This is a genomic window from Amycolatopsis sp. A1MSW2902, from assembly GCF_017312175.1.
Lineage (GTDB): Bacteria > Actinomycetota > Actinomycetes > Mycobacteriales > Pseudonocardiaceae > Amycolatopsis > Amycolatopsis nivea.
In genome coordinates this window covers 2,286,251-2,301,754 of record NZ_QJPO01000001.1, presented here as the reverse complement: position 1 = coordinate 2,301,754, position 15,504 = coordinate 2,286,251, and the positions used below count along the sequence as shown (strand labels likewise).

The 15,504-nt window shown below is 70.2% G+C and carries 17 protein-coding genes; 13 read left to right on the top strand and 4 right to left on the bottom strand.

Annotation, left to right across the window (positions count from 1 at the left end):
- The first annotated feature begins 15 nt into the window (after positions 1-15).
- From DMP23_RS10445 to fahA, 8 genes are all read left to right on the top strand, one after another.
- Positions 16-849, top strand: coding sequence for an SDR family NAD(P)-dependent oxidoreductase (locus DMP23_RS10445; RefSeq protein ID WP_337820925.1), 834 nt, complete (start codon positions 16-18; stop codon positions 847-849).
- Positions 842-1,636, top strand: a complete 795-nt coding sequence (locus DMP23_RS10440) for an SDR family NAD(P)-dependent oxidoreductase (protein WP_037812554.1) — start codon at positions 842-844, stop codon at positions 1,634-1,636. Before DMP23_RS10445 ends, DMP23_RS10440 begins: the two co-directional genes overlap by 8 nt.
- The gene (locus DMP23_RS10435; protein WP_337820924.1) at positions 1,633-3,036 is read left to right on the top strand and encodes an FAD-dependent oxidoreductase; all 1,404 of its coding nucleotides are present in this window, start codon (positions 1,633-1,635) and stop codon (positions 3,034-3,036) included. The genes DMP23_RS10440 and DMP23_RS10435 overlap by 4 nt, the downstream gene beginning before the upstream one ends.
- A gap of 38 nt (positions 3,037-3,074) precedes the next feature.
- Positions 3,075-4,409 carry an MFS transporter gene (locus DMP23_RS10430; RefSeq protein ID WP_134666713.1) on the top strand — a complete coding sequence of 445 codons (1,335 nt, stop codon included), beginning with the start codon at positions 3,075-3,077 and terminating at the stop codon, positions 4,407-4,409.
- A 43-nt stretch (positions 4,410-4,452) separates the two neighbouring features.
- Positions 4,453-4,992 carry a MarR family winged helix-turn-helix transcriptional regulator gene (locus DMP23_RS10425; RefSeq protein WP_037812827.1) on the top strand — a complete coding sequence of 180 codons (540 nt, stop codon included), beginning with the start codon at positions 4,453-4,455 and terminating at the stop codon, positions 4,990-4,992.
- An 82-nt stretch (positions 4,993-5,074) separates the two neighbouring features.
- Positions 5,075-6,274 (top strand): homogentisate 1,2-dioxygenase, encoded by a 1,200-nt coding sequence (locus tag DMP23_RS10420; RefSeq protein WP_043830279.1) that lies wholly within the window; start codon positions 5,075-5,077, stop codon positions 6,272-6,274.
- Entirely contained in the window at positions 6,241-7,098 is an 858-nt protein-coding gene (locus DMP23_RS10415; protein ID WP_337824381.1) for a hypothetical protein, read from the top strand. The genes DMP23_RS10420 and DMP23_RS10415 overlap by 34 nt, the downstream gene beginning before the upstream one ends.
- The gene (fahA, locus tag DMP23_RS10410) at positions 7,095-8,264 is read left to right on the top strand and encodes a fumarylacetoacetase (protein WP_336161092.1); all 1,170 of its coding nucleotides are present in this window, start codon (positions 7,095-7,097) and stop codon (positions 8,262-8,264) included. Before DMP23_RS10415 ends, fahA begins: the two co-directional genes overlap by 4 nt.
- A gap of 326 nt (positions 8,265-8,590) precedes the next feature.
- Here fahA and DMP23_RS10405 read toward each other — a convergent pair whose 3' ends face one another.
- Positions 8,591-9,220 carry a CoA transferase subunit B gene (locus tag DMP23_RS10405; RefSeq protein ID WP_037812570.1) on the bottom strand — a complete coding sequence of 210 codons (630 nt, stop codon included), beginning with the start codon at positions 9,218-9,220 and terminating at the stop codon, positions 8,591-8,593.
- Complete coding sequence (locus DMP23_RS10400) at positions 9,217-9,927, bottom strand: CoA transferase subunit A (protein ID WP_037812574.1); 711 nt, start codon at positions 9,925-9,927, stop codon at positions 9,217-9,219. Before DMP23_RS10400 ends, DMP23_RS10405 begins: the two co-directional genes overlap by 4 nt.
- Before the next feature lie 157 nt (positions 9,928-10,084).
- On the opposite strand from DMP23_RS10400, the gene DMP23_RS10395 reads away from it, so the two are divergent.
- Entirely contained in the window at positions 10,085-10,852 is a 768-nt protein-coding gene (locus DMP23_RS10395; protein ID WP_240690789.1) for an IclR family transcriptional regulator, read from the top strand.
- Positions 10,853-10,864: 12 nt separating this feature from the next.
- Here DMP23_RS10395 and DMP23_RS10390 read toward each other — a convergent pair whose 3' ends face one another.
- Positions 10,865-11,236: a winged helix-turn-helix transcriptional regulator gene (locus DMP23_RS10390; RefSeq protein WP_037812581.1), complete on the bottom strand. Its 372-nt coding sequence runs from the start codon at positions 11,234-11,236 to the stop codon at positions 10,865-10,867.
- A 141-nt stretch (positions 11,237-11,377) separates the two neighbouring features.
- On the opposite strand from DMP23_RS10390, the gene DMP23_RS10385 reads away from it, so the two are divergent.
- From DMP23_RS10385 to DMP23_RS10370, 4 genes are read left to right on the top strand one after another with little or no spacing between them, the layout of a single operon-like run.
- Entirely contained in the window at positions 11,378-11,773 is a 396-nt protein-coding gene (locus DMP23_RS10385; protein ID WP_037812583.1) for a hypothetical protein, read from the top strand.
- A complete protein-coding gene (locus tag DMP23_RS10380; RefSeq protein WP_199817627.1) occupies positions 11,770-11,943 on the top strand; it encodes a hypothetical protein in 174 nt (57 codons plus the stop codon). The genes DMP23_RS10385 and DMP23_RS10380 overlap by 4 nt, the downstream gene beginning before the upstream one ends.
- Positions 11,944-11,993: 50 nt before the next feature.
- A complete protein-coding gene (locus tag DMP23_RS10375; RefSeq protein ID WP_037812584.1) occupies positions 11,994-12,674 on the top strand; it encodes a response regulator transcription factor in 681 nt (226 codons plus the stop codon).
- On the top strand, positions 12,671-14,023 hold the full coding sequence (locus DMP23_RS10370; protein WP_337820923.1) for a sensor histidine kinase: 1,353 nt from the start codon (positions 12,671-12,673) through the stop codon (positions 14,021-14,023). Before DMP23_RS10375 ends, DMP23_RS10370 begins: the two co-directional genes overlap by 4 nt.
- Before the next feature lie 211 nt (positions 14,024-14,234).
- Here the strand turns inward: DMP23_RS10370 and DMP23_RS10365 are convergent, their stop codons facing one another.
- Positions 14,235-15,461 (bottom strand): LCP family protein, encoded by a 1,227-nt coding sequence (locus DMP23_RS10365; RefSeq protein WP_037812591.1) that lies wholly within the window; start codon positions 15,459-15,461, stop codon positions 14,235-14,237.
- Positions 15,462-15,504 lie beyond the last annotated feature (43 nt).

Sequence of the window (15,504 nt, the reverse complement as noted above, 5' to 3'; positions counted from 1 at the left end):
GAGGAGAAAACCCAGATGACCACTCTCGAGCCCACCGGCCCCGGCCGGGTGCTGCACCAGCCCGCGACCGCGCGCTACCCGGAGATGCCGGGCAAGGTCGCCGTGGTCACCGGCGCGGCCCGCGGCATGGGCGCGCGCTTCGCCGCCGGTCTCGCCACGCGCGGGGTGCACGTGGTCGGCGGCGATCTCGACGCCGCCGCGATGACCGCCACCGCCGACGACCTCACCGTCGCGCTGGCCGCCGAGTCCATTGAGGACAAGCCGGGCCGGATCGTCGCGTCCGCTGTGGACGTCACCCGCGCCGAGGACCACGTCGCGCTCGCCCAGCGCGCGATCGGCGAGTTCGGCCGCATCGACTTCTGGGTCAACAACGCCGGGATCTTCCCGTACGCCGAGGTTCCGGACATCACCCCGGAGCAGATCCGCTCGACGCTTTCGGTGAACGTCGAGGGCGTGCTGTTCGGCGCGCAGGCCGCGGCCGCGCGGATGGAACCGGGCAGCGCGATCGTCAACATGGCGTCGGTGTCCGCGGTCCGCGTGCGCAAGGGCCGCGCGGCGTACTGCAGTTCTAAGGCCGCGGTCGCGCACCTCACCGAATCGCTCGCGGTGGAACTCGGCGACCAGGGCATCCGGGTCAACGCCATCGCCCCGGGCTACATCGACACCGAAATGACCCGCTGGATCCAGGACGACGCGCCCGCACTGGCGAAGGCGCTCGACGCGGTGCCGCTGCACCGGATCGGCTCGCCCGAAGAGGTGTGCGGCGTGCTGCTGTTCCTGCTTTCGGACAGCTCGCGGTACGTCACCGGGCACAGCCTCGCGGTCGACGGCGGCTCCCGGCATGTCTGACGCCACCGAAGCCGTGCGCTACCCGGACGTCGTGCTCGTGACGGGCGCGGCGAACGGGATGGGCGCGCAGCACGCCCGCGCGCTCGGCGAACGCGGCGTGCACGTCTGCGTCGCGGATTTCGCTGGTGCGGACGAAATCGCCGACGAGATCCGCGCGGCGGGCGGGGCGGCGACTCCGTACACCATGGACGTTGTCGAGCCGGCACAGTGGACTCGCGTGCTCGACCGGATCCGCGCCGAGCACGGTTCGCTCGGCGGGCTCGTGAACAACGCCGGGATCTCGCGGCGGCTGGAATTCCAGGACACCACCGCCGAGGTGTGGGACCGGGTGCTGGCGGTGAACCTGTCCGGGCCGTTCCACGGGATGCGCGCGGCCGCCCCGCTGATGCGCGATTCGGGCGGCGGTTCGATCGTGAACATCTCGTCGATCTCCGGCCAGATCGGCTACTTCTCCCCCGCCTACTCGGCGAGCAAATGGGGGTTGACCGGACTGTCGAAGTCCGCCGCGGGCAATTTCGCGAAGTGGCGGATCCGGGTCAACTCCGTCCATCCGGGACTGGTCGACACCGGGCTGCTGGCGGGCGCCGACGCGTTCGTCAAGTCCGCGGTGGACAGTGTGCCCGCCGGAAGGATGGCCGACCCCCGGGAAATCACCGACACGGTGCTGTTCCTGCTCTCGGACCGGTCCACCTACTTGACCGGAAGCGAGGTCACCGTGGACGGCGGTCTCGTCTCCAACGGTCTCTACCATCGCATTCTCGCCGAAACCGGAGGTGATCTCGGATGAGCGTCGACGCTGACGTCGTGGTGATCGGCGGGGGCGGCGCGGGTCTCGCCGCGGCGGTGTCCGCGGCCGAGCACGGTGCCTCGGTGATGCTGTTCGAGTCGGAGAAGGAACTCGGCGGCTCGACCCAGCTGTCCGCGGGCATGCTCACCGCGGCAGGCACGAGTGTCCAAAGTGCACTGGGCATCGAGGACACGCCGGAACGGTTCTTCCAGCACTACCTCGATCTCAACCAGTGGCAGCTGAAACCCGGACTGCTCAAGACTTTCTGCCGCGAGGCCGGTCCCGCCGTAGAGTGGCTGATCGGGCTCGGCGCGGAAATCCCGGCGAAGGTGTCGCACGACGCGCACACCCCGGGCCTGACCCGCGCCGGTGTCGAGGACGTCTGGCGCGGGCATGTGCCGAAGGACCAGGGTTACGGCCTCGTCCAGGTGCTCGACCGCGCGCGTCGCAAGGCCGGCGCTGAAGCGGTGTTGAACACCCGGGTCGAACGACTGCTCGTGGAGGACGGCCGGGTCGCCGGTGTAGTCGCCGACGGCATCGAGGTCCGCGCGAACTCCGTGATCGTGACCAGCGGCGGGTTCGCGCAAGACCCCGCCCTGCGCTCGCGGTATTACCCGGACGCCGACGCGGCGGGCGAGGATCTGTTCGTCGTCGCCGCGCCCGGTTCCCGAGGCGACCACTTCGCGTTCGGCGAGCAGGTGTCCGCCTCGATCACTGGCGAAGGCTGGGGGCTCCTGCTGCCGACTGCGTATTTCCAGCGCCTGCACCACTGGCAGTCCGGTTTCCCGCCGCGCTCGCGCGTGCTGGTGAACGCGCACGGCCGCCGGTTCATGGACGAGGACGCGTCGTACGCGGTGTCGAGCGGCATCATCTCGGCGCAGGACGGTCCAGTGTGGATGGTCTTCGACGACCGAGCGCGCCGCGATCTTCCGCCGGGCTACGCGCACTGGAACGCCGAGTACGTACTGTCCGAAGCGGACGCTGGCCGTACTCTGCGGGCCGACACGCTGGAAGAACTGGCAGGCAGGATGAACGTGCCCGCCGCCGCCCTCCAGGCCACTGTGGACAGATGGAACACCCAGCTCCCCACCGGCGAGGACCCGGAGTTCCTGCGGCACGAAACGCTGTCCGTCAAGGGTGCGGCCGAACCGCCCGAGAAAATCGCGACCGGACCGTTCTTCGCCGCGCGCACCCTGCCCGCCGAACTGGTCTGCACGCACGCCGGGCTGGAGATCGACTCCAGCGCCGCGGTGCTCGACGTCCGCGGCGACCGCGTGCCCGGGCTGTTCGCCGCGGGCGAGGCCGGAGCCGGAGTGCTCGGCTTCCGCTACGTCGGCGGCGGCAACGCGGTCGCCAACGCCGTCACCATGGGCCGCATCGCCGGCCGCTCCGCCGCCTGATCCTTCAGAGTTACTGCTCACCGTCGAGGAGAACCCCCATGTCCGTCCCCGCCGCAGCCGCCACCACGGCGGACTCCCCGCTGGCCAGACGCACCGTCCGCAAGGTCGGCGTCCGCGTCATGCCGATCGTCCTGCTGCTCTACATCTTCAACTACATGGACCGGGCGAACATCGGCTACGCCCAGCTCGGCATGGCCAAAGAGCTCACCATCACGGCCGCGACCTTCGGCGTCGCGTCGGCGATCTTCTTCCTCGCCTACGTGGTGTTCGAGGTGCCCAGCAACATGATCATGAAGAAGGTCGGGGCCCGGCTGTGGCTCAGCCGGATCGCGGTCAGCTGGGGCATCGTGACCGTGCTGACCGGGTTCGTCGCGAGCGTGACGCACCTGATGATCGCGCGGATCCTGCTCGGCATCGCCGAGGCGGGCCTGTTCCCCGGGCTGCTGCTGTACTTGACCTTCTGGTTCCGCGGCAAGGAACGCGGCCGGGCCATCGCGACGCTCGCGCTCGCGCAGCCGATCGCGCTGATCCTCGGCAGCCTGTTCGGCGGCTGGATCCTCGACCACGTGCACTGGTTCGGGATGAGCAGCTGGCAGTGGGTGTTCATCCTGCAGGGCGCGCCCGCGGTGCTGATCGGCCTGCTGACCTTCTTCTACCTGCCGAACAAGCCCGCCGACGCGAAGTTCCTGACCGCCGAGGAAAGCTCCTGGCTGCAGGCCGAGATCGACCGCGAGTACGTGCCGGAGGAGAAGGAGACGTTCCTCGGCCAGCTGCGCGCGGTGCGCGACGGCAAGGTCCTGCTGCTGGCGATTTCCAACCTCTTCATCGCCTGCGGCCTGTACGGGCTCACGTTCTTCCTGCCGCTGATCGTGAAACAGCTCGACCCGAAGTACTCCTCCACCAACATCGGCCTGCTCGGCGCGATCCCGTACGTCGTCGGCGCGGTCGGCATGCTGCTGCTCGCCCGCAACTCCGACCGCACCGGCGAGCGCAAGGGCCACGTGATCGCCACGGTGCTGGTCGCGGCCATCGGGTTCTTCGGCGCGATCCAGTTCAAGACCGTGCCGGCGTTGTCCCTGATCAGCCTATCGCTGGCGGCGATCGGCGTGCTCGGCTACCTCGCGCCGTACTGGGCGATGGCCGCGCGCGTGCTGTCGAAGGAGCACACGGCGGTCGGCCTGGCCGCGATCAACTCGATCGCCGCGCTCGGCGGGTTCTTCGGGCCGTACGCGATCGGGCTCGCGGCCACCGAGAGCGACGTGACGATCGGGCTGTACTTCCCGATCGGCTGCCTGATCGTCGCCGCGGCGATGCTGGCGTTCCTGAAAGTGCCGCGCGACGCGGGCGCCCGCCTGGCTCGTCCGGTGAAGTAGTTTCGAGTTTGATTATCCCGGCGGCGCGGTTACAGTGCTGTCCATGCAGGACCCCGCCGCGCCGCCGGACCCGGACTCGCTCGACTTCTGGTCGTTCATCGCGCTGGCCAACCGCAGGCTGGCCGACGAGTTCGGGTTCCGCCACCAGCTGGCGACCGAGGTCCTGCTGACGCTGAACCGCGCGTCGAACCTGGTCACCTACGACCTCGAATCCGCCGTGCACCGGCCGCGCGGGCGGTCGTGGTCGGCGTTCCGGGTGCTGTTCGTCGTGTGGCTGGCCGGGCCGCTCGAACCGTCCGCCGCCGCGCGGCTCACCGGCATGAGCCGGGCGGCGGTCTCGAACCTCGCGAAGACCCTGGTCAGCGAGGGTTTGCTGACCAGGACGCCCGGCGAGACGGACGGCCGTTCGGTGCGGCTTTCGCTCACCGAGGCCGGGCACGCCGAGATGCTCGAGGTGTTCGAGGCCCAGAACGAACGCGAGGCCGGGTGGGTCGAGGTGCTCACCGAGGCCGAGCAGCGCGTGCTGGTGATGCTGCTCGACAAGCTCATCTCCGGCCGGGCGGGCTTCGCGACCCGCCGCTAGCCCTTCCCCTGGTCCAGCTCGGGGACTAGGCTGGTCGGAAAGTAGTACATACTTTGATTACTTCGCGCCGAGGAGGCGACCCATGGCCTACTACCGCAGCGCGGGCAGCATCCCGCCTAAGCGGCACACCCAGCACCGCACGCCCGAAGGCGGGCTCTACTCCGAGGAGCTGATGGGCGAGGAGGGCTTCTCGTCGGACTCGTCGCTGCTGTACCACCGCGGCATCCCGTCCGCGATCGTCGACGCGACGCCGTGGGAACTGCCGGACCAGACGCTCACCGAGAACCGGCCGCTCAAGCCGCTGCACCTCAAGCTGCACACGCTGTTCCCCGGCCAGGAGTGGAAGAGCGCGGACGTCGTGAACAACCGGCGGCTCGTGCTCGGCAACGGCGACGTGCGGATCTCCTACGTCGCCGCCGGCGAGGCTTCTCCGTTGTACCGCAACGCGATCGGCGACGAATGCGTGTACGTCGAGTCCGGCGAAGCGGTCGTCGAAACGGTGTTCGGCGCGCTGCCCGCCCGCACCGGCGACTACGTGATCCTCCCCCGCGCCACCACGCACCGCTGGGTGCCGAAGGGCCCGGAACCGTTGCGCGCCTACGTGATCGAGGCGAACTCGCACATCGCGCCGCCGAAGCGCTACCTGTCGCGCTACGGCCAGTTGCTGGAGCACGCGCCCTACTGCGAGCGCGATCTGCACGGCCCGGCCGAACCGCTGGTCGTCGAAGGCACCGACGTCGAGGTCCTGGTGAAGCACCGCGGCTCGCGCGGCGTCGTCGGCACGCGTTACGTGTACCCGACGCACCCGTTCGACGTCGTCGGCTGGGACGGCTGCCTCTACCCGTACACGTTCAACGTCTCCGACTTCGAGCCCATCACCGGCCGTGTGCACCAGCCGCCGCCCGTGCACCAGGTGTTCGAGGGCAACAACTTCGTCATCTGCAACTTCGTCCCGCGCAAGGTCGACTACCACCCGCTCTCGATCCCGGTGCCGTACTACCACTCCAATGTGGACTCCGACGAGGTGATGTTCTACTGCGGCGGGAACTACGAGGCGCGCAAGGGATCCGGCATCGGACAGGGCTCGATCAGCCTGCACCCCGGCGGCCACAGCCACGGCCCGCAGCCGGGCGCGGTGGAACGCTCGCTCGGCGCGGAGTTCTTCGACGAACTGGCGGTCATGGTCGACACGTTCCGCCCGCTGGAGATCGGCGAGGGCGGCCACGCGAGCGACGACCCCGGCTACGCCTGGACCTGGGCAGGACGGGGACCGCAGTCGTGACCGACGCTCTCACCCGCGGCCTCCTGGACGACGCGGCGGTCTTCCCGCCCGGCCTCGCGCCGCTGCCGGACGCCGTCGCCGCCCACGACCGGCACACCGCTTCACCGTACGCCGCGATGGTCGGCCCGCTGGTCGTCGCCGCGTCCGGCTTGGCGGAACTGGCTGAAGTCGTCGCAGGCCGCGAAACCCCGTTGCCGCTCACCGTGACACTGCCCGCCGGGCCGGGCGGGATCGCCGACGTGCTCAAGGCGGTCGACGGGCTTCCGGTGTCGGTCGAATCGCTGGAAATCGCGGTGCCGCAAGGAATGGCTGTCGATGAGTTTCTGTCCGCAGTGGACGGATGCCCGGTGCCGGTCGCCGTGGAGATCCCGCGCGACGAACGCCGGGTTCCGTTGCTGCGGGCGCTTTCCGGAACTCCGCACAAGGCGAAGTTCCGCACCGGCGGGACGTCGGCCGAGTACTACCCGGACGAAGCCGAACTCGCCGCCGCGATCCGCGCGACCGCCGAGGCGGGCGTGCCGTTCAAGGCGACCGCGGGCCTGCACCACGCGATCCGCAACACCGACCCGAACACCGGTTTCGAACAACACGGTTTCCTGAACCTCTTGCTCGCCGCCGAAGCGGTCGACCGCGGTGCCGGCGACGAGGAAGTCGTTGCCCTGCTTGCCGAACGCGACGGTGCCGCGGTCGCCGACCGGATCCGCGCGCTGGCCCCGGAACGCCTGGCGGCGGCGCGCGCTGAGTTCACCTCGTTCGGGACCTGCAGCATCACCGACCCGCTCACCGAACTGACAGACCTAGGCCTGATCGGAGCCCCCGCATGACCGTGCTCGACATTCCCGCCGGCTCCCCCTTCGGCGTCGAAAACCTGCCGTACGGCGTCTTCTCGGCAGGCGGCGGCAGTCCCCGGGTGGGCGTGCGCGTGGGCGAGCACGTGCTGGACCTGTCGATCGCCCTCGGCGACGAGGTGTTCGCCGAGCCGACGCTGAACGCCTTCATGGCACAGGGTTACGACCGCTGGGTCGAGGTCCGCACGCGGCTGCAGACGCTCGTGACCGGCGAGGTGCCCGCCGAAGCCGTGCACGCGGTCGCCGACGTCAAGCTGCACTTGCCCATCGACGTCGCCGATTACGTGGACTTCTACGCCTCGGAACACCACGCGTCGAACGTCGGCCGGCTGTTCCGTCCGGACGCGGAACCGTTGCTGCCCAACTGGAAACACCTCCCGGTCGGCTACCACGGCCGCTCCGGAACGGTCTACGTGTCCGGCACCGACGTGGTCCGCCCGAGCGGCCAGCGCAAGGGCGAGGACGGCCCGGTCTTCGGCCCGAGCACCCGCCTGGACATCGAAGCGGAACTGGGCTTCATCGTCGGCGCGGGCACTCCGGCCAACACCCCGATCTCGCCGGACGACTTCCCTCGCCACGTTTTCGGCGCGGTCCTGCTGAACGACTGGTCGGCCCGCGACATCCAGGCCTGGGAGTACGTGCCGCTGGGCCCGAACCTGGGCAAGAGCTTCGCGACGTCGATCTCGCCGTGGGTGGTCCCGGTGCTGGCGCTGGCCGAGGCCCGGGTGCCGCTGCCCGGGCAGACCTCGCCGGAACCCCTGCCCTACCTGCGGGAATCGTCGCCGTGGGGCTTGGACATCACGCTCGCCGTGGAGTGGAACGGCCAGGAGGTGGCGCGCCCGCCGTACCGCGAGATGTACTGGTCCCCGGCCCAGATGCTGGCCCACCTGACCGTCAACGGCGCCTCGGCCCGCACCGGCGACCTCTACGGCTCGGGCACGATCTCCGGCGCGGACCCGGCGGAACGCGGCTCGTTCCTGGAACTCTCCTGGGGCGGCCGGGATCCGCTGACCGTCAAGGGCGAATCCCGCACCTTCCTCCAGGACGGGGACGAGGTCGCGATCACCGGCGCCGCCACCACGGGCAGCGGCGCGAAACTGGGCTTCGGCGAGGTCCGGGGGCGCATCCTTCCCGCTCAGTAACCCGCGCAAAGTACGTGAGGGGGCCCCTGAGGGAATCAGATTCCGTCAGGGGCCCCCTCACGTACGACCCCAATGCCACATTGGGTGCATCTGACGCACCCAATGTGGCATTCGGTGCGTCTCACGCACCCAATGCCACATTGGGGCGCTACTCCCGCCACTCAACCGCAGCCAGTGCACCCACCCCGCCAACGCACCCGCACTCCCCCGCACCCCGATACGAAGCCGAAACGCGGCGCGGGGGTGCTTGTCAAGGCATCTTTCCCGCCTTGACAAGCACCCCCGCGCCGTCGTCACGATCAAGCTTCGGGGTGCCCCGACCGCAGCTACTCCGCGACCGGCGCCCCAGTCTTCTCTCGCACCTCGTCAAGAGAAACCCCAGGCGCCAACTCCACCAGCTTCAGCCCGTCGTCGGTAACGTCCAGCACCGCCAGATTGGTGATGATCCGGTTCACCACTCCGGCCCCGGTCAACGGCAGCGTGCACTTCTCGACGATCTTCGGCGTCCCGTCCTTGGCGGTGTGATCAGTAATGATCACCACCCGGCGAGCCCCGGCGACGAGATCCATCGCCCCGCCCATCCCCTTGACCAGCGCGCCGGGCACCGTCCAGTTGGCCAGGTCGCCGTTGGCGCCGACCTGCAGCGCCCCGAGCAGCGCCAGGTCGATGTGCCCGCCGCGGATCATCGCGAACGACTCCGCGGAGTCGAACAGGCTGGCCCCGGGCTGCAACGTGACCGTCTGCTTGCCGGCGTTCACCAGGTCGGGGTCTTCCTCGCCTTCCCAGGGGAACGGCCCCAGTCCGAGAATCCCGTTCTCGCTGTGCAACGTCACCTGCACGCCGTCCGGAATGTGGTTCGCCACCTGGGTGGGAATCCCGATCCCGAGGTTCACGTAATCGCCGTCCCGCAGTTCGCGAGCCCCGATCGTGGCCATGTCGTCCCGAGTCCAGCTCACGCCGACGCCTCCTCACGCACGCGCACGGTCCGCTTTTCGATCTGCTTTTCCCGCGCAGTCGCCTGAATCAGCCGCTGCACGTAAATCCCCGGCGTCGTGATGCGCTCCGGATCCAGGTACTCGTCCGAAACCTGCTCAGCCTCGGCGACGGTCACCTTGCCGCAGGTCGCGACGAGCGGGTTGAAGTTCCGCGAGGCGTACCGGTAGATCAGGTTCCCGGCGGGGTCCGCGACGTACGCGTGCACCAGGGAAAGGTCCGCGACGATGCCGCGCTCCTGCACGTAGGTGACGCCGTCGAACTCGGCGTGCGGCTTGCCCTCGGCGATCGGCGTGCCGACGCCGGACTTGGTGTAGAACGCCGGGATCCCCGCGCCGCCTGCCCGCATCCGCTCGGCGAGCGTCCCCTGCGGGGTGAACTCGACCTCGACGGTCCCGTCGAGGTACTGCTGCGCGAACAGCTTGTTCTCGCCCACGTACGACGCGATCACCCGGCGCACCTGCCGGTTGTCGAGCAGAATGCCGAGCCCGGCCCCGTCGACTCCCATGTTGTTCGAGACGATCGTCAGATCGCGCACGCCCGAGTCCCGGACCGCCTCGATGAGGTCGTTCGGGTTCCCGGTGAGGCCGAAGCCCCCGACCGCGATCGTCAGCCCGTCCTCGAGCAGCCCGTCGAGGGCCTCCGCGGCGCTGCGGTACTTCGTCGGCACGGCATCCTCTCCACTTCGTTCGGTGAGTGGTCAGTCCCCGCATTCCACCCAGCGCAGGGGAAACGGGTCAACCGACACGCCGGGATCCCCGGCAAACCTCTCGCGCACCGAACACCCGCGCCCGATGCGTCCACTGAGCGGACGTACCCTCGTTCCCGTGCCCACCTCGCCTCCCGACCACGTCGTAGGACGGGTGTCCGCGGTCCTGCGCGCATTGTCCGCCTTCCGCGACGGAGCGTCGACCTCGCAGCTGGCGCGCCAGTGCGGCCTGGCCCGGCCGACGGTGCACCGGCTGCTCGCGTCGCTGGCCGCCGAGGGCTACGTCGACCGCGACCGGCAATCCGGCCGCTGGTACCTGGGCCCGGAGCTGTACCTGCTGGGCGAGGCGGCCGCCCCGCGCTACGACGTGACGCAGCAGGCGCGCGCGAGCGTCCACCGGCTGGCCGCGGCGACCGGGGAGAGCGCGTTCTTCTCCGCGCGCCGCGGCAACGAGACGGTCTGCCTGCTGCGCGAGGACGGCGACTTCCCGATCCGGTCGTTCGTCCTGTACGAGGGCGCCCGGTTCCCGCTGGGCGTGGTGTCGGCGGGGCTGGTGGTGCTGTCGATGCTGCCGGACCGGGAGGTCGAGGAGTATCTGTCCACAGTGGACCTGACGGCCGAATGGGGCCCGGCGCACCGGGCGGCGGACGTGCGGGCCCGGGTCGCGCGGACGCGGGAGGACGGGTATTCGACCAACCCTGGGCTGGTGGTCGAAGGAAGCTGGGGGATGGCTGCGGCGGTGTTCACGCCGACCGGGGAGCCCGCGTGGGCGTTGACGCTGACCGGCGTGGAGTCGCGGTTCCGGGCGGAGCGGCGGGGCGAGCTGGGGGCGTTGCTGCTCAAGGAAGCGCATGCGTTGACGAACCTGCTTCGGCAGCCCTCGTAAGCGGCCAGCCGCTCACGAAGCAGTAGCGGCGTTCTCCGCGTCGTAAGCCGCTCGCGCGGCCGTCACCTGGTCCATGTTCTGGCGGGCCCAGCGGTCCAGCAGGTCCAGCGGTTCGGCGAGGTTGCGGCCCAGCTGGGTGAGCTCGTACTCGACCTTCGGCGGGATCACCGGGTACGCGGTGCGGATCAGGATGCCGTCGCGGACCAGGCTGCGCAGGGTCTGCGTGAGGACCTTCTGCGAGATCCCGTCGACGCGCTTGCCGATCTCGGTGAACCGCAGCGGGCCGTCGGTCAGGGCGCCGACGATCAGCACCGTCCACTGGTCGCCGATGCGGTCGAGCAGCTGGCGCGTCGGGCAGTCGCGGTCGTACGGGTTTCCGAGCACGGCGGCCTCCTCACTCTCCGCAAGAGAGTAACACTCCCCCGGGCCGGCAGGCTTTACCGAACCCGAACATTCGTCCCACACCCCTCGTACACCCGCGCGCGACGGTGGTCTCCAGAACACCGACGCAGGAGGACGAGAACGATGCGAGGAACGAAGCGGCTGGCACTGGCGGGCTGCGGGATCGCGGCCGGACTGCTCGTGGCCGCGCCGATCGCCAGCGCCGACACGCAGGCGCCGGCCCCGGCTCCGGTCACGCTGAGCCCGCAGGAGGTGCAGCAGATGTGCACGGCCTGGGTGCCGAAACTGCACAAACAGGCCCAGAACCTGACCAACCGGATCAACGGCGGGCCGGAGGTTTCCGGGTCGGTCGCGAATCTCAAGGCACGCGCGAACGACGCCCGCACGAAGGGGCACACCGCGCAGGCCGACCGGCTGCAGAAGCGGGCGGACAAGCGGCAGAGCCGGATCGGGGAGCTGGCGAACGCGACGAAGCAGCTCGACGCGTTCACCGCGGCGCACTGCCAGGCGCCGAAGTGAAACGGCTGATCGCGATCGCCGCCGCGGCCGCTGTCGTCGGGCTCGGCTGCGCGGCGTGCGACGACAGTTCGGCGCCGTCGTCGGGGGCGGCGCCGGACGGCGACCTGAGCAGCATCCAGTCCACGCTGGACTCGATCCAGTCCGACATGGCGGGCGACGGGCAGCGGTGACGCGCGTACCGTTTCCCCCGACGTAGCCGGCCGGAGGAACGGGAGCCCGCATGGGGTCAGCTGGCCGCGGTCTCGTCCTCGTCGTGGAGGACGAGACCGCGATCGCCGAGCTCGCGGCGCTGTACCTGCGGCGCGACGGGTTCGGGGTGGAGGTCGAGCCGGACGGCGCGAAGGCGCTCGAGGCGATCCGCCGGCTGCGGCCGGTCGCCGTGGTGCTCGACATTGGACTGTCCGGAATGGACGGTATCGAGATCTGCCGGGCGCTGCGCGCGGCGGGCGACTGGACGCCGGTGCTGTTCGTGACCGCTCGCGACGACGAGCTGGATCGCTTGCTGGGCCTCGAAATCGGCGCGGACGACTATCTCACCAAACCGTTCAGCCCTCGCGAACTCGCCGCCCGCGTGCGGACTGTGCTGCGCCGCGCGTCCGGCGGTCCGGCCACGACACTGGCTTGCGGCGGCGTGCGCATCGACGTTCCCGGCCGTCGCGCTTGGGCAGGCGAGGCGGAGGTCACGCTCACCTCCACGGAGTTCGATCTGCTCGCTTACCTGCTGCGCCATCCCGGCCAGGTGTTGTCGCGCGATCAGCTGCTGAGTGCGGTCTGGGGCTACGCCGCGGCGGCCGGTACCCGCACGGTGGACGTGCATGTCGCGCAGCTGCGGGCAAAACTCGGCGACGATAGTCCGATTCGGACGGTCCGAGGCATCGGCTACGCGGCGGACGCCGGATGAAAACCACGCTCGCGCTCCGGATCACCGTGGTATGCCTGGCAGTTGCCGGGATCGCGGTGCTCGTGGCCGGGCTGGTCGCGTCCCGGCTGGTCCGCAGCACCGCCGATTCGGTGCTGCAGCAGTCGTTGCGGGATCAGGCGGACGTCGTCGCCGGGCAGCTCGACGGCACCAGCATCGGCAACCGGCTCGCGATCGGCAAAGTGGCGGCGGTCGTGCGGGGGCAGGGCATCGAGGTCGTCGTGCACCGGGTCAGCGGCCAGAATTCCGGGCAGGCGACGGCGGTGCGCGCGGCGGAACGGGCCGGGCTCACGTCCGGAAAGGACCGTTCGACGCGGGTCACGATCGGCAACGTCGACTACCTCGTGGAAGTGCGCCCGGTCGGCCCGGAAGTCGCGTTCGCGCTCGTGCAGCCGGTGCGCAGCGCCGAATCCACGCAACATGCGTTGCTGCGCAACATCCTTCTGGCACTGGGCATCGGGCTTTTGGTCGCCGCCATCGCCGGATACGTATCCGGTCGCTTGCTCGGCCGACCCCTGCGCCGCGCGGCCGCCGCCGCGGGCAGCCTCAGCGCGGGCCGGCGTGACGTCCGGGTTCCGGTCGAAGGCCCAGCGGAGGTCGCGCAGGTCGCGGGCTCGCTGAACGAACTCGCCGACGCGCTGGCCCGCAGCGAATCCCGGCAACGGGAGTTCCTGCTGTCGGTGTCGCACGAACTTCGCACCCCGTTGACCGCGGTGACCGGTTTCGCCGAGGCGATCGCCGACGGAGTCGCGGAAGGCCCGGACGCCCGCCGCGCCGGCGAGACGATCCACCGCGAGGCCCAACGCCTGGAACGGCTCGTGTCCGACCTGCTGGAGCTCGCCCGCCTCGGCGCCGACGAATTCCAGCTCGACCTGGACGTTTTCGACTTCGCCGCGCTGGTCCGGGACTGCGCGGAGGTGTGGCAGCTGCGGTGCGTGCGCACGGACGTCCCGCTGACCGTCCAGACGCCCCCGGGACCCGCGATGGTCACCGCCGACGCCCGGCGGCTGCACCAGGTCGTGGACGGGCTGGCGGAGAACGCCCTGCGCGTCACGCCCGCGGGTGCGCCGATGGTGTTCGCCCTGGCAGTCGCGGACGGCCACGCCCACCTGTCGGTCCGCGACGGCGGGCCGGGGCTGGCGCCGGAGGACTACCCGGTGGCTTTCGAGCGCGGCGTGCTCAATGCGCGGTACCGCGACAGCCGCCCGGTCGGATCCGGCATCGGGCTCGCGCTGGCGCACGGGCTGGTGACGCGGATGGGCGGGACGCTCATCGCCGGACCAGCGCCCGAAGGCGGGGCCGCATTTACGATCACGCTGCCGTTGGCTTAGTTCACGCACCCGCTGGCCGCCGCCATCTTCGGCTGCGCAGCGTTCACCATCACGCTGCCGCTGGCCTAATTCACGCACCCACAGGCCGTCGTCACCCCCGGGACTACCGGGACGCGGCGTTCACCATCACGCTGTCACTGGCCTAATTCACGCACCCGCTGGCCGCCGCCATCTTCGGCTGCGCAGCGTTCACCATCACGCTGCCGTTGGTCTAATTCACGCACCCACTGGCCGCCGTCATCTTCGGCTGCGCCGGGGTGCCTGCCGGAGGGGTCGGCGTCGTGGTCTCCGCGATCGGCCGCACCACCCCGCCGCTCGATGACGGGTGGACGGTGCCCGGGTCGGAGGTTCCCCCGGACGCGGCGGCGTCCGGCGAGCTGATCTGCGTCTGCACGAATTGCCGCACCTGCGCTGGATCCACCTTCACCGCGTCCCCGTCGGACGGGGTGGCCAGCGACAGGCTCTGCACCGGGATCGTGCCGAAGGAGATCGCGCCCGAGCTGAGGCCGTGCAGTTGCTGGGCGAAGCTCAGCAGGTTCCAGCCGTGGTCGAGCGTGACCGAACCTTCCAAAGCGTCCACCAGGGACGAAAGCCGCGCCGGATCGGCGAATGTGCCCGAGCCGAGGACGGTTTTCGCCATCGCCGACATGAACGCCTGCTGCCGCGCGATCCGGTCCAGGTCGCCGTTGGGCAGGCCGTGCCGCTGCCGGACGAAGGCGAGCGCTTGCGTACCGGAAATGGTCTGCGTCCCGGCGGGGAAATCCGCGCCGGAGAAGGAATCGTGCACCGGGGCCTTCAGGCACACCTGCACCCCGCCGACCGCCTGGCTCAGCGCGGCGAATCCGGAGAGGTTGACCGCGGCGTAGTGATTGATGGTGAGCCCGGTGAGTTTCTGCACCGCGGCGATCGCCGATTTCGCCCCGGCGGCGTCCGCGGCCACTTCCAGTTCCGGGCCGCTCATTCCCTGCTGCGCAAGCTTTCCGCGCTGATCGGCCCGCGCGCGGCTGTACGCCGAATTGATCTTGTGCTTGCCGTATCCTGGAATGTCCACATAGGAATCACGGGGGATCGAGATCGCGGTGGCCGCCGCGCCGCCGACCGGGACGTGCACCACGATCATCGTGTCGGTGGTGTTGCCGCCGTCGTCTCCCCCGCCCGCGTGCAGCGCGTCGAGCACGTTCTGCGGCAGCGGCGTCCCGTCCGGTTTGGTGCGGGAATCGAGACCTACCAACAGAATGTTCTGCGCGACGGTGAGCGGTTCCCCGGCCGGGGTGTCCGGGACCTGCGCGGACGGGGCGATGACGTCCGCGGTGACGAGGCTGGTGTCCAGCCGGTGCAGTTGCGACCACGCGAATCCGGTGGCGCCCAGCACCAGGGTGGACACCACCCCCAGCACCGCACGGCCGCCGATCCGGCGGCCCCGGGACGTGATCAGCACGGCCGGTTCCTCGCTTCCCGGGGGACGGATTTCGACCCCCGCG